Below are 12,271 nucleotides of genomic sequence, written 5' to 3' on the forward strand. Positions count from 1 at the left end.
AGACCACGCATGGCCCCCGGCGGCGGGTCTGACCGCTGCGGGGCCGTGACTACCGCAAGGAGTCATCCCATGACCGACGTCTACATTTGCGACTACATCCGCACCCCGATTGGTCGCTATGGCGGAGCCTTGTCCTCTGTCCGTGCGGACGATCTGGGCGCGATCCCGCTGCGCGCTTTGGCAGAGCGCAATCCGGGGCTCGATCCGGCGGCGGTGGACGAGGTCATCCTTGGCTGCGCCAACCAAGCCGGGGAGGACAACCGCAACGTCGCGCGCATGTCGCTGTTGCTGGCGGGCTTTCCGGATTGCGTGCCGGGCACGACGATGAACCGGCTTTGCGGGTCGGGCATGGACGCGGTCATCACCGCCGCGCGGGCGATCAAGGCAGGCGAGGCCGATCTGGTGATTGCGGGCGGGGTCGAATCCATGTCCCGCGCGCCGTTTGTCATGCCCAAGGCGACCGCCGCCTTTGCCCGTGCCAACGAGGTTCACGACACCACCATCGGCTGGCGCTTTGTCAACCGGCTGATGCAGGCGCAATACGGCGTCGACAGCATGCCGGAGACGGCTGAAAACGTCGCCGAGGATTTTGGTATCACGCGCGAAGATCAGGACGCGTTTGCCCTGCGCTCCCAGCAAAAGGCGGGCGCGGCCATGCAAAGCGGGCGTCTGGCGCAAGAGATCACCCCCGTCAGCCTCCCGCAGCGCAAGGGCGACCCGGTCGTGGTCGACCGGGACGAACACCCTCGGCCCGCAACCACGCTGGCGGACCTTGCGCGGCTCAAGACCTTTGTCAAAGCCGATGGCAGCGTCACGGCGGGCAATGCATCCGGCGTCAATGACGGCGCGGCGGCGCTGCTCCTTGCCACGAAAAAGGCCGCCAAGCGTCACGGCCTGACGCCGATTGCCCGCGTTCTTGGCGGTACCACCGCCGGGGTTGCGCCGCGTATCATGGGGTTCGGGCCTGCGCCCGCGTCTAGGAAACTGATGGCGCGGCTTGGCCTTCGGCACGAAGATTTCGCCGTGATCGAACTGAACGAGGCCTTTGCCTCGCAAGGCTTGGCGACCTTGCGCGCCCTTGGCATCGACGACGATGACCCGCGCGTGAACCGCAATGGCGGGGCGATTGCGCTGGGCCACCCGCTGGGCATGTCCGGCGCGCGGATCACCGGGACCGCGATACTGGACCTGAAACCGGGGGAACGGTCCCTGTCGACCATGTGCATCGGGGTCGGCCAAGGCATCGCCATCGCGCTGGAACGCGTATAGCTTTTTGGGCCCGGCCCGGTGTAGACACTTGATCAGGCGACTGGCTGTCGAAACACTGGATCGGGCCATGTTTTGGCTGCGTCCGTGCATCCGGTCAGACCACAGCGCGAGGCCCCAGTATCGGCGAAACCAACCATGACAAGCCCCATCCCCCCTCTCAATCCCCTGCGCACATTCGAGGTCGCGGCGCGGCTGTGCAGTCTTACCTTGGCCGCGGAGGAATTGAATGTCAGCCAAGTGGCCGTGAGCCGTCAGGTCAAGACGCTGGAAGATTATCTGGGCGTGACGCTGTTCCGGCGTCTGCATCGGGGGGTGGAACTGACCGACGAGGGGCGCCAACTGTACGAAGGCATCGCGCATGCCTTTCAGGATATCGCCACGGCGTCGCGGCGGGTGTCACGTCGCGGGCGGCGCGACATTCTGGCCATCCAATCCTATACGACCTTTTCGCAGCGTTGGCTGATCCCCCGCCTGACGGATTTCCACGACAAGCACCCCCGGATCGAGGTGCGTCTCAGCTCGTCGACCGCGCCGGTCGATTTCGAAAGCCAGAACCTCGACGCGGCGATCCGGGCCGGAAAAGGCGATTGGCCGGACCTGCATTGCGAGAAGCTGGTGGACATCGAGCTGATCCCGATCTGCACCCCGGATTATCAGGAACAGCATGGCTTGTTCGACCCGAATGATCTGTCCCGTGTCCGGCTGCTGCATTCCATGGCCCGGCCAACCGACTGGGCGGCGTGGATCAAGCGGGTTGGGGCCGATGTCGACCCCGAGCCGGGTATTCGCTTCGAAAGCTCGGCCCTCGCCTACGAGGCGGCGGCGATGGAAGGCGGGGTCGCCGTGGCCGTCAAGATCTTCGTCAAGCGCCAGTTGCAGAACGGAACTCTGGTCGCGCCGTTCGGTGACCAGACCTGCTACAGCGGCGAGGGATATTTCCTGACATGGCCCAAGAACACCGCCCCGTCACGGACGCTGATCAAATTCCTCGACTGGATGCGCGACCGCATTCAGGTGGACAATCCCGACCGCGGTTCAGACGGGACGGATGCGGGCGGCTGATCTGTTTCCCCGGTGTCGTCCGGGGCAAAATGCACGCGAATCCAGTCCAGAAATTTCAACAGCGGCGAGGACGGTGCTTCGTCGTTTGGCCAAGTCAGATAGTAGCTTTCGCCTGTCCGGCATCCATGATCGAACGGGGCCACCAGCGTTCCGGCGCGCAGCTGCGTCTGAACGAAATGGCGGTTGGCAATCGCGACACCGAGATCCATCATCGCGCCTTCGTAGGCGAGCGCGCTGTTCTCGAACAACAGGCGGTTCTGCGGGGCAAACCGTGCGCCGACCGAGTCCAGCCACGACGACCAGTCCTTGGGCCGCGCCATCGAATGCAACAGCTTGACCTTGGCGAGGTCCTCGATCCTGTCCAAGGGGGTCTCGGCAAGGAAGCCGGGTGAACAGACCGGGATCAACTCCATGTCGGCCAGTTTCTCGGCGTGCAGGCCCGGCCAGTTGCCATCACCGCCACGGATCGCAGCATCGAGATTGTCAGTATCGAAATCGGCGGCTTCGGGCGAGGATGACAGGCGCACCTCGATGCGGGGATGCGCCTTGTGGAAATCGCCCAGCCTTGGCATCAGCCAGCCGCGCGAAAAGGTGACATAGGACTGAATGGCCAGAATATTGCGCTGCCCCCGGCGCGACACGGTTTTTGTCGCATCCTCGATGTCCTGAAACGCTTGCCCTACGCCCTTGAACAGCAAGATGCCCTCGCGGGTGAGTTCGATCCCGCGATTGAGGCGGCGGAACAGCGTCACGCCCATGTAATCCTCGAGCACGCGCACCTGTCGACTGACGGCGACTTGGCTGACGTTGAGTTCTTCGGCAGCGAGGGTCAGGCTGTTGTGCCGCGCCGCCGCTTCGAACGCCTTGAGGGGGTTGAGCGGGGGCAGGGTGCGGTTGGGAATTGAGGCCATGTCAGACTCCCGTGCATCGCGCGCCAAGCTGAATGTCGATTGTTTGCATCAATAGCCATCCAATTGGCATATGAACGCAACGCGCTTTTTCATCGTCCAAGTATGGCGGGGAAAGCGGTGCGGGTCAATGATGCTTGGCGCCATTGAGGCTTTGGTAAAGGGCGGATCTGCACGCGCGTCCTTGCCACAAGCGCGACGGGTCCAGAGGCGAAATGACACATGCTCCTTTCAATTTCACTATTGTATGCATAATTTCTCAATCAATGGCGAATATGCGGCGCGCGCCCGCGTCGAGAAGAGGGAGGCATCGTGATGTCCAACGTCGAAGCCGAAAGTGAAGAGTCCTGCGATGTGCGGGCTGCGCTGAAGCGTGGCTTGCGCTGCAAATGCCCGAACTGCGGCGAGGGGGCCGTGTTTGATGGCTACCTGAAGGTGCGCTCTGAATGCGGGGTTTGCGGGCTCGATTTCACGCCGCAGCGCGCCGATGATGGCCCGGCCTATGTGGTGATCTTGATCGTCTGCCACCTTGGCGGCTTCGCGCTGCCGGTCGCTTTCGAGCAGATGCGCGACAACCCCCTGATGGTGGCCTGCCTGCTGTCCGGGGCTGCGATCATCCTGTCATTGATCATGCTGCCGCCGGTCAAGGCGATGTTCGTGGCGTTCCAATGGGCCAAGGGGATGCATGGCTTCGGGCACGCAGGGCGCCCGGCCGTCAGCCAAGAAACGCGCTGTGCTGAAGGCTGTTGACGAGGAAATAGAGGTTGGCTCGCAGGGCTTCGCGCGACAGTGAGCCACCCAGACACAGCCGGACATGCTCTTCCGGCGGGCGTCCGACGGTGAAGGCATCCGATGGCATGATGCCGACCGGGCGCCCGGCCATGCGGGCGACGAGGTCTGCGCGACCAATGCCCTCCGGCAGCGACAGCCAGACATTGAAGGCGTTTTCGGCCCCACGGAAATCGAACCCTTCCAGAACGTCGCGCGCGATGGCTTGCCGGGCAGAGGTTTCTGACCGGATGAAGCGCCGGATCTGGTCGGCGGTGCCGTCCTCGATCCATTGCGTCGCCAGTGCTGCGGTGATGGGCGAGGCCATGACCGCCTGCACCTTCAGCGTCTGGCCCAGCGAATAGGCCAACCGCCCCGTTGGCGCGACCGTGTAGGCCAGTCGCAAACCCGCCCCGATGCATTTTGCCAGCCCGCCAATGTGCCATGTCAGGTCCGGGGCCGAGACGGCGATGGGGGCGGGGGCCTTGGCCGGGATGAAGCCATAGGCGTCATCCTCGATCAGCGGCAGGCCGTGCTTGTTCAGGATCTCCGAAATGTCCAGCCGCCGGTCCGTTGGGATCGTCAGCGTGGTCGGGTTCTGCAGGGTCGGGTTCAGGTACAGGGCCTTCGGGCCATGCCGGGTGATCGCGGCATCCAAGGCGTCCGGCAGGATGCCATCCGCGTCCATCTCGACGCCGATCAGGTTCAGCCCGCGCCGGGAGGCGATGTTGCGAAAGCCGGGATAGGTGATCTGTTCGCACAGGACGGTGTCGCCCGGTTCCGTCAGGATGGTCAGGATGGCGCAGATCGTGCTGTGCGCGCCGGGCGAGACGACCAGCCGCGCAGAGGTGGGCACCATGCCACGCAGGCTGAGCCAGGTCGAGGCCGCTTCCTTGTCCTTGTCCGATCCGGTCGAGGACTGGTAGCGCAGCAATTGCAACAGGTTGGCCGAGACGTAGTCCAGCCCGCCGCGCATATTGGCGATCAGCCCCGGATCGGTGGGCTCGGGCGGCAGGTTCATCGACAGGTCTTCTTCGGTCAGGCGCAGCGGATCAGGGCCCGACGCGGCCTCTGCCGGTTTCGAGATGAAGGTGCCGCGCCCCACATGGCTGGTGACAAGCCCGCGCGCCTGCGCTTCGGTATAGCCGCGTGAGACGGTGGTGAAGTCGATGCCCAACCGTTTGGCGAGCTGCCGCTGCGGCGGCAGGCGGGTGCCCGGCGACAGCACGCCTTGGCGAATGTCCTGCTCGATGGCGTCGGCAATCGCGATGTAGCGCGGTTTGCCGTTTGGGTCGGCCTGTGGCGTCCAGTCAATCATGTCGGTCTCCGTTGCCCGGCCTTGATACCCAATGATTCGCGGGAATTGAAGCGCATTGTATGGATAAGAGGCCGCAGGCGCGGCAAAGGTGCATCTCATCGCGCCGAGGCGTTTCAAATCAGCCTCAGACAGCGGCGATCTTTGGGGTGGATGCTTAATAATCCACCAACCGTCTTTAATATTGTATGCATAATTGAATTGATATTGTTTTAAACATTGATCGACTTACCCTGCCGGAGCAAGCCTGTGGTCATCCAACGAACAGGAGACTCAGGATGCCCGCAGTTACACTAGAAGCCCATAAAGACGGTGATTACTTCGTCGATTACGAGGAAAAGGTCTTCGAGGACGTCAAGGCCGACGCTGGTGAGAAGGCGCTTGTGACCTTCCATACAGTTGCCTTCGAAGGGTCCATCGGTTTGGTCAACATTTTGCAGGCAATCCGTCTGCAACGCAAAGGCTTCGAGACGTCGATCCTGCTGTATGGCCCCGGCGTAACCCTTGGTATTCAGCGCGGTTTTCCGACGCTGGGCGACGAAGCCTTCCCCGGTCATCAGAACTTTGCCGCCAATCTGAAGAAGTTCATGGGCGAGGGTGGCAAGGTCTATTGCTGCCGTTTCGGGCTGCAGGCGCTGTACGGCCATGGCGAGGCGGCGCTGCTGCCGGGGATCGTGCCGATCGCGCCGCAGGACGTGCTCGACTGCATCCTGCTGCACCGCAAGGACAATGCCTTCATCCTCGACACCTGGACGCTGTGATCCGGCGGGGCCGTGTCGCCCATCGGCGCGGCCCCCGACACCACGCACAAAGGGAGCCAGATCATGAGAACCGACACCATTCGTGCCGCCGCCGTGCAGATCGCGCCGGACCTGACGGGCCGCGCGGGCACCATCGAGCGCGTGCTGAACGCCATTGCCGATGCCGCCGACAAGGGGGCGGAGTTCATCGTCTTTCCCGAAACCTTCGTGCCCTACTATCCGTATTTCTCCTTCGTTCTGCCCCCCGTGCAACAAGGTGCGGCCCATCTGGAACTGTACGATCAGGCCGTTGTCGTGCCCTCGCCGGAAACCAAGGCGGTGGCCGAGGCGGCGCGCAAGCGGGGCGTTGTCGTGGTCCTTGGCGTGAACGAACGCGATCACGGCTCGCTCTACAACACGCAGTTGATCTTTGACGCCGATGGCAGCCTCGCGCTGAAACGGCGCAAGATCACGCCGACCTACCATGAGCGCATGGTCTGGGGGCAGGGCGACGGCGCGGGTCTCAAGGTCGTCGAGACCAAGGTCGGCCGCGTCGGCGCGCTGGCTTGTTGGGAGCATTATAACCCGCTGGCCCGCTATGCCCTGATGACCCAGCACGAGGAAATCCACGCGGCGCATTTCCCGGGCAGCCTCGTCGGGCCGATCTTTGGCGAACAGATCGAGGTCACGATGCGGCACCACGCGCTGGAGGCGGGCTGCTTCGTCGTCAACGCCACCGGTTGGCTGACCGAAGAGCAGATTCAGTCACTGCACCCGGACCCCAAGCTGCAAAAGGCCATGCGCGACGGCTGCATGACCTGCATCATCTCGCCCGAAGGCCGTCACCTTGCAGAGCCGTTGACCGAAGGCGAAGGCATCCTGATCGCCGATCTGGACATGAAACTGATCACCAAGCGCAAGCGCATGATGGACAGTGTCGGCCACTATGCGCGGCCCGAACTGCTGCATCTGGTACACGACGCGCGGCCCGCCGAGACGCGCGTCGCCGTCGAGCCAACCGCATATCCAAGTGCCGAACCCGATCCCGAGGAAAAGGAACCGAGCCATGTTTGAATCCGATCTGTCAGACGCCGACCTGATCAACGATCTGCAATCCCACGGCATGCGGCTGGTCGATCCAAGCGCGGGCCATGAGGCGCGGCGCGGGGGGGCGGGGCCTTCCGACCACAAGGCCGTCACCATCGGCGAGACCACCGTCATGGTGCCGGTCCACACCGCGCCCGCGTTCCAGTCGCCCTTCCTCGTCGAGCCACCGGATGCCAGCGGACAGGCCCGTGTGACCCGGGACGGGGCCGAAATCGCCAAGGTGCGCTTTCCCACGCGGCCCAAATTCTATGATCTCAGCACGGCGGACGGCATCCCCTACAGCCAGATCGCCACGCTGCATTCGCGCGACGTTTTGGCGACCACGGTGCTTCAGACCTGCATCCGCTACGAGAGCCGCAAGAAGACCTGCCAGTTCTGCGCGATCGGCCAAAGCCTCGCCGCCGGGCGCACCATCGCCCACAAGACGCCCGAGCAACTGGCCGAGGTCGCCAAGGCCGCGGTTGAGCTGGATGGGGTCAAGCACATGGTGCTGACCACCGGCACGCCCAAAGGCCGCGACCGGGGCGCAGCGGTCATGGTCGACAGCGCGCGCGCCATCAAGGCCGCGGTGGACCTGCCGCTGCAAGGCCAGTGCGAGCCGCCCGAGGACGACATCTGGCACCAGCGGATGAAGGATGCGGGGATCGATGCGCTGGGGATGCATCTGGAGGCGGTCACGCCCGAGGTCCGCGCGCGCATCATGCCGGGCAAGGCGACGGTGCCGCTGGAGAAATACATGTCCAGTTTCGAGGCGGCGGTGAAGGTCTTTGGCCGCGCGCAGGTCTCCACCTACATCCTTGCCGGATTGGGCGACACGCGCGAGGCGATCCTCGAAATGGGGCAAAAGCTGTGTGACATGGGGGTTTATCCCTTTGTCGTGCCCTTCGTGCCGATCTCGGGCACGCCGCTCGAAAGCCATCCCGCGCCCAAGCCTGACTTCATGGCCTCGATCCTGCGCCCGCTGGGCGAGATGATCGTCAAGGCTGGCATCCGGTCCGAAGACATCAAGGCAGGCTGCGGGAAATGCGGCGCGTGTTCAGCCCTGTCCACCTATGAAAAGCTGAAGGTGCCGGCATGATCGAGCTTGAACCGCATCAGTTCCAATGCCCGGGCTACTATATCCGCGCCGCCTCCAAACCCTTCGAGGCGCGTGGGGCAGAGGCCTTGCGCCGCCGCGTCTTCGTCGAGGAGCAGGGGATTTTCCAGACCCATGACCGCGACGAGATCGACCTTGTCGCCACGCATCTGGTGGCGCTTTCGACCTATGCCCATGAGGCCGATCAGGTGGTCGGCACCGTGCGCATCCACGAGGACCGCCCCGGCCTTTGGTGGGGCTCGCGGCTGGCGGTGGATCGCGACTTTCGGCAGGTCGGGCGGCTGGGGACCGAGTTGATCCGGCTGGCGGTCTGCACCGCCAATGCGCGCGGGTGCCAGACCTTTCTGGCGCATGTGCAGAAACAGAATGTGCCGCTGTTCCGCCGGTTGAAATGGACCGTGCTCGAAGAGGTCACCCTGCACGGCGTCCCGCATGCCCGCATGTCCGCCGACTTGGCGCATTATCCGCCCTGCGATGACCCGACGGTGGGTTGGTTCATGAAGCCCGGTCGCCGGGCATGAGCGACACGCTGACAGACATGGCGGAGGCGCTGCGCGCCCACCCTGCGATCCGCTCCAAGCTGGGGATCGCGCAGGCGGCGGGGATGCTGGGCTTGACGGGCGATGCCCCCGGCGCGCCGGGCGACGACGCCGCGATGATTGCGACCGCAGAAGGCTTTGACCTGCTGGCGGGCGAGGGCTTCATCCCTGCGTTCGTGCAGGCTGATCCGTGGTTCGCGGGGTGGTGCGGGGTGATGGTCAACCTGTCGGACATCGCCGCCATGGGGGGGCGTGCCACGGCGCTGATCGATCAGGTCTGGGCACCCGATGCCGAGGCCGCCGCGCCGCTGATGAAGGGCCTGCGCGATGCCGCCATTGCCTATGGCGTTCCGCTGGTGGGCGGGCATACGAACTTCGCCGCCTCGGACCTGAACCTCGCCGTTTCGGTTCTGGGCAAGGCGACGGCGCCGGTCACCAGTTTCGACGCGCGCCCCGGCGATGTGCTGCTGGCGGCCATCGACCACCGGGGGCGGTATGTGAACTTCGACAATTTCTGTGCCGCGCTCGACGCCCCGCATGACCGGCTGCGCGGCGATCTGGCACTGCTGCCGGACCTCGCCGAACGCGGCCTTTTGCGCGCGGGCAAGGACATCAGCCAAGGCGGTATCGCAGGCACCGCGCTGATGCTGGCCGAAAGCTCGAACGTGGGCGCGGTGCTGGATCTGGATCGCATCCAGCCGCCCAAGGACGTGCCGCCTCTGCGCTGGCTGCACAGCTTTCCCAGTTTCGGCTTTCTGCTGTCGGTCGCGCCGGACCATGCCGCCGAGGTCTGCCTTGCCTTCCGGGCGCGCGGGATCTGGGCCGATCCGATTGGGACGATCACGGACGGCACACAAGTCATCCTGCACCAAGACGGCGAAGCCGCGCCGTTCTGGGACCATGCCCAAACCCCCTACCTGTCGCTTTCCCGAAAGGAGCCCGTTCATGCCTGAGATGCATTGGACGCTGCGCTGGCCCGATGGCAGCGAAGAGCGCTGCTATTCGCCCTCCAGCGTCATCACCGAACTCTTCACCCCCGGACAAACCTATCCTCTGCCGGATTTCCTGCACCGCGCCCGCATCGCGATGGAGCGCGCCTCGAACCGGGTCGAGCGCAAATACGGCTTCGCCTGTTCGTCGGCGATGGATCAACTCGACCGGATCGAACGGCGGGTCGCCGAATTCGAGGGCCAGCAGGACCCGCATGTCACCTGCCTGTCGATCACATGAAAAGGACCGAGACCATGACAAATACGCATATCCCCCACATCCCGGTCGCGATTGTCGGCGGCGGGCAGGCTGGCCTGTCGGTGGCTTGGCAGCTTCAGCAGAAGGGCATCGACAGCACGGTCTTTGAACGCCACGAGAAATTCCATTCATGGCGCGTGAACCGCTGGGACAGCTTTTGCCTTGTCACACCGAACTGGCAATGTCGCTTGCCCGGATTTCACTATGACAAGGAGTTCGGCGGCACCGACCCCGATGGCTTCATGCTGCGGGACGAGATCACCGACTATCTCGACGCCTTTGCCGCGACCTTCGCGCCGGTGATTCACGAACATGTCACCGTGACCCGCATCGCCCATCATCCGCAGGGCGGCTACGTGGTCGAGACGACCATCGGCACGTGGACCAGCGATCAGGTCGTGATCGCGACCGGCGGCTACGACAAACCGATCGAGCCAGCCTATGCCGAGGCGCTCGACCCGACCATCGTGCAAATGCACTCGGTCGATTACCGCAACCCGTCGCAACTGCCCGACGGTGACGTGTTGATCATCGGCACCGGTCAATCCGGCGTGCAGATCATGGAGGATTTCGTGCGCGCGGGCCGGGGTGTGCATCTGGCTGTCGGCCCCGCGCCGCGCAGCCCGCGCAAGTATCGCGGGCGTGACGCGACCGACTGGCTGCACGATGCGGGGCATTACGAGATCACCATCGACACGCATCCCGATCCGCACAAGGCGCTGACGCAGACCAACCACTACATGTCCGGACGCGATGGCGGCAAGGAAATCGACCTGCGCCAATGGCATGTGGATCACGGGGTCGAGCTTTATGGCTCGCTGGCCAACATGGACGGGCGCAGGCTGGAATTCCTGCCCGACCTGAAAAAGAACCTCGACGATGCGGACCGCAGCTATGTGGGCATCCGCGACCAGATCGACGCCTATATCGCCCGCAACGGCATCGATGCCCCGGTCGAGCCGCGCTTCGTCAAGGTCTGGGAGCCGGAAGAGGAGCGGACGGAGTTGGACATCAAGCAAGCCGGGATCACCTCGGTGCTCTGGGCCATCGGCTTCCGCCCCGATTATGCTTGGATCGAGGTCGATGTCTTCGACGACCGTGGCAAGCCGAAGTTTCATCGCGGCGTGACGGATGTGCCGGGGATGCATTTCATCGGTCTGGGCTGGCTGAACACTTGGGGGTCGGGCCGGTTCCTCGGGATCGAGGAGGACAGCGCCTATCTCGCCGATCAGATCGCCGCGCAACTGGACCGCGCCGGGAAGAAGGCGGTCGCCTGATGGCCGTCATTGCCTTTGCCGCGCGGCATGCGCCGGTCGAAACCGTTGCGCACCTGCCGCTGGGCATGGCGCAGCTGTCGCCGCAGGGCTTGTCGGAGCAGTGGGTCTTGCGGTTTTGCGGCGATCAGCACTGGACGCTGATCGCCAAGGCGCTGGGTCAACGCGACGCGGTGTTCCGCGCGCCGGACGGGCGGCCCGTCTATGCGGCGTTCTGCACGACATCGCTGCACATGCAGCCGTCGGCGGCGTTGCTGGGCCGGAGTCTGCAGGTGGAGTCCGCGTTGTTCGCGGTCACGCAAACGCGCACCGGATCGCGCCACAGGCTGGTGGTCGATGGCGTGGTGATCGCCGAGATGTCGATGATCTCGACCTTTGTCAGCCACGATACGAGCGGCTGCAACACGCGCATCCATCGCAATTCGGTGCTGGGCCAGATGCATCTGCCCCCGGCCGGGTCGGCGGTGATGGCGCTGGACGACCGCGCCCGCGATGCCGCACGACGCATCCGCGGGATCGACCTTGTAGGCGCGCAGGCAATCCACGCCGAAAGCCCGGTTCCGTCGCTGGACTTCAACGCCGTGGGGTTGCTGTATTTCCCGACTTTCTCCCGCATCGCCGAAACCGCTGCCCACGCAACAGGGCCGTCCGAACCAGTTCGACAACGCGAGGTCGTCTACCTCGGGAACATCAACCCCGGTGACACGGTCCGGGTTTTCGACCAAGGCCCCGTGCAGATCATGGCCAGACAGGACGGCTGTCCGATTGCGCAGGTCTGGACCAAACAGGCGGCAGTCTAAGGAGTTTCTTGGCGTCCCGTCCTGCGCATAAGCGTGTCAGCCTTTTTTGCACCGAACGGGGGGCCGGTGGCCGCGGTCAACGCGGTCTAAACACCAAGCTATGGGTTGCGTTTGGACCGCGAGATCGTTTGGCCAGCGGGCGGTC

At 64.3% G+C, this 12,271-nt stretch carries 13 protein-coding genes; 11 read left to right on the top strand and 2 right to left on the bottom strand.

Features of this window, described 5'->3' with window-relative positions; translation table 11 throughout:
- Positions 1–69 precede the first annotated feature (69 nt).
- Positions 70–1,269 carry a 3-oxoadipyl-CoA thiolase gene (gene pcaF / locus D8Z78_RS03885; protein ID WP_121629032.1) on the top strand — a complete coding sequence of 400 codons (1,200 nt, stop codon included), beginning with the start codon at positions 70–72 and terminating at the stop codon, positions 1,267–1,269.
- Between the two features lie 135 nt (positions 1,270–1,404).
- Positions 1,405–2,331, top strand: coding sequence for a LysR substrate-binding domain-containing protein (locus tag D8Z78_RS03890; protein ID WP_121629031.1), 927 nt, complete (start codon positions 1,405–1,407; stop codon positions 2,329–2,331).
- Here D8Z78_RS03890 and gcvA read toward each other — a convergent pair.
- On the bottom strand, positions 2,280–3,242 hold the full coding sequence (gcvA, locus tag D8Z78_RS03895) for a transcriptional regulator GcvA (protein WP_240671984.1): 963 nt from the start codon (positions 3,240–3,242) through the stop codon (positions 2,280–2,282). The genes D8Z78_RS03890 and gcvA overlap by 52 nt on opposite strands.
- 312 nt (positions 3,243–3,554) lie before the next feature.
- Here gcvA and D8Z78_RS03900 point away from each other — a divergent pair, with 312 nt between their 5' ends.
- Positions 3,555–3,989 (top strand): DUF983 domain-containing protein, encoded by a 435-nt coding sequence (locus D8Z78_RS03900; protein ID WP_121629030.1) that lies wholly within the window; start codon positions 3,555–3,557, stop codon positions 3,987–3,989.
- On the opposite strand, the gene D8Z78_RS03905 is transcribed toward D8Z78_RS03900, so the two are convergent.
- Positions 3,955–5,325 carry an aminotransferase-like domain-containing protein gene (locus D8Z78_RS03905; RefSeq protein WP_121629029.1) on the bottom strand — a complete coding sequence of 457 codons (1,371 nt, stop codon included), beginning with the start codon at positions 5,323–5,325 and terminating at the stop codon, positions 3,955–3,957. The genes D8Z78_RS03900 and D8Z78_RS03905 overlap by 35 nt on opposite strands.
- A gap of 275 nt (positions 5,326–5,600) precedes the next feature.
- On the opposite strand from D8Z78_RS03905, the gene D8Z78_RS03910 reads away from it, so the two are divergent.
- The 8 genes from D8Z78_RS03910 to D8Z78_RS03945 all read left to right on the top strand — a co-directional run bounded on the left by D8Z78_RS03910 (position 5,601) and on the right by D8Z78_RS03945 (position 12,126).
- Entirely contained in the window at positions 5,601–6,083 is a 483-nt protein-coding gene (locus tag D8Z78_RS03910; RefSeq protein ID WP_121629028.1) for an MSMEG_0572/Sll0783 family nitrogen starvation response protein, read from the top strand.
- 63 nt (positions 6,084–6,146) lie between these two features.
- Complete coding sequence (locus D8Z78_RS03915; protein WP_121629027.1) at positions 6,147–7,136, top strand: Nit6803 family nitrilase; 990 nt, start codon at positions 6,147–6,149, stop codon at positions 7,134–7,136.
- Positions 7,129–8,247, top strand: coding sequence for an MSMEG_0568 family radical SAM protein (locus tag D8Z78_RS03920; RefSeq protein ID WP_121629026.1), 1,119 nt, complete (start codon positions 7,129–7,131; stop codon positions 8,245–8,247). The genes D8Z78_RS03915 and D8Z78_RS03920 overlap by 8 nt, the downstream gene beginning before the upstream one ends.
- Positions 8,244–8,786 (top strand): MSMEG_0567/Sll0786 family nitrogen starvation N-acetyltransferase, encoded by a 543-nt coding sequence (locus tag D8Z78_RS03925; protein ID WP_121629025.1) that lies wholly within the window; start codon positions 8,244–8,246, stop codon positions 8,784–8,786. Before D8Z78_RS03920 ends, D8Z78_RS03925 begins: the two co-directional genes overlap by 4 nt.
- The gene (locus D8Z78_RS03930; protein ID WP_121629024.1) at positions 8,783–9,757 is read left to right on the top strand and encodes a sll0787 family AIR synthase-like protein; all 975 of its coding nucleotides are present in this window, start codon (positions 8,783–8,785) and stop codon (positions 9,755–9,757) included. Before D8Z78_RS03925 ends, D8Z78_RS03930 begins: the two co-directional genes overlap by 4 nt.
- A complete protein-coding gene (locus D8Z78_RS03935) occupies positions 9,750–10,034 on the top strand; it encodes an MSMEG_0570 family nitrogen starvation response protein (RefSeq protein WP_121629023.1) in 285 nt (94 codons plus the stop codon). Before D8Z78_RS03930 ends, D8Z78_RS03935 begins: the two co-directional genes overlap by 8 nt.
- A gap of 14 nt (positions 10,035–10,048) precedes the next feature.
- Entirely contained in the window at positions 10,049–11,329 is a 1,281-nt protein-coding gene (locus D8Z78_RS03940) for an MSMEG_0569 family flavin-dependent oxidoreductase (RefSeq protein ID WP_121629022.1), read from the top strand.
- Positions 11,329–12,126 carry a Pnap_2097 family protein gene (locus tag D8Z78_RS03945; RefSeq protein WP_121629021.1) on the top strand — a complete coding sequence of 266 codons (798 nt, stop codon included), beginning with the start codon at positions 11,329–11,331 and terminating at the stop codon, positions 12,124–12,126. Before D8Z78_RS03940 ends, D8Z78_RS03945 begins: the two co-directional genes overlap by 1 nt.
- The last annotated feature ends 145 nt before the right edge of the window (positions 12,127–12,271 follow it).

This window comes from Tropicibacter alexandrii, from assembly GCF_003667315.2.
Taxonomy (GTDB): domain Bacteria; phylum Pseudomonadota; class Alphaproteobacteria; order Rhodobacterales; family Rhodobacteraceae; genus Tropicibacter; species Tropicibacter alexandrii.

Coding starts and splice junctions, on each gene's coding strand:
- D8Z78_RS03920 (WP_121629026.1), top strand. CDS start 7,129: ATGTTTGAATCCGATCTGTCAGACGCCGACCTGATCAACGATCTGCAA.
- D8Z78_RS03945 (WP_121629021.1), top strand. CDS start 11,329: ATGGCCGTCATTGCCTTTGCCGCGCGGCATGCGCCGGTCGAAACCGTT.
- D8Z78_RS03910 (WP_121629028.1), top strand. CDS start 5,601: ATGCCCGCAGTTACACTAGAAGCCCATAAAGACGGTGATTACTTCGTC.
- D8Z78_RS03935 (WP_121629023.1), top strand. CDS start 9,750: ATGCCTGAGATGCATTGGACGCTGCGCTGGCCCGATGGCAGCGAAGAG.
- D8Z78_RS03905 (WP_121629029.1), bottom strand. CDS start 5,325: ATGATTGACTGGACGCCACAGGCCGACCCAAACGGCAAACCGCGCTAC.
- gcvA (WP_240671984.1), bottom strand. CDS start 3,242: ATGGCCTCAATTCCCAACCGCACCCTGCCCCCGCTCAACCCCCTCAAG.
- D8Z78_RS03900 (WP_121629030.1), top strand. CDS start 3,555: ATGTCCAACGTCGAAGCCGAAAGTGAAGAGTCCTGCGATGTGCGGGCT.
- D8Z78_RS03940 (WP_121629022.1), top strand. CDS start 10,049: ATGACAAATACGCATATCCCCCACATCCCGGTCGCGATTGTCGGCGGC.
- D8Z78_RS03890 (WP_121629031.1), top strand. CDS start 1,405: ATGACAAGCCCCATCCCCCCTCTCAATCCCCTGCGCACATTCGAGGTC.
- D8Z78_RS03930 (WP_121629024.1), top strand. CDS start 8,783: ATGAGCGACACGCTGACAGACATGGCGGAGGCGCTGCGCGCCCACCCT.
- pcaF (WP_121629032.1), top strand. CDS start 70: ATGACCGACGTCTACATTTGCGACTACATCCGCACCCCGATTGGTCGC.
- D8Z78_RS03915 (WP_121629027.1), top strand. CDS start 6,147: ATGAGAACCGACACCATTCGTGCCGCCGCCGTGCAGATCGCGCCGGAC.
- D8Z78_RS03925 (WP_121629025.1), top strand. CDS start 8,244: ATGATCGAGCTTGAACCGCATCAGTTCCAATGCCCGGGCTACTATATC.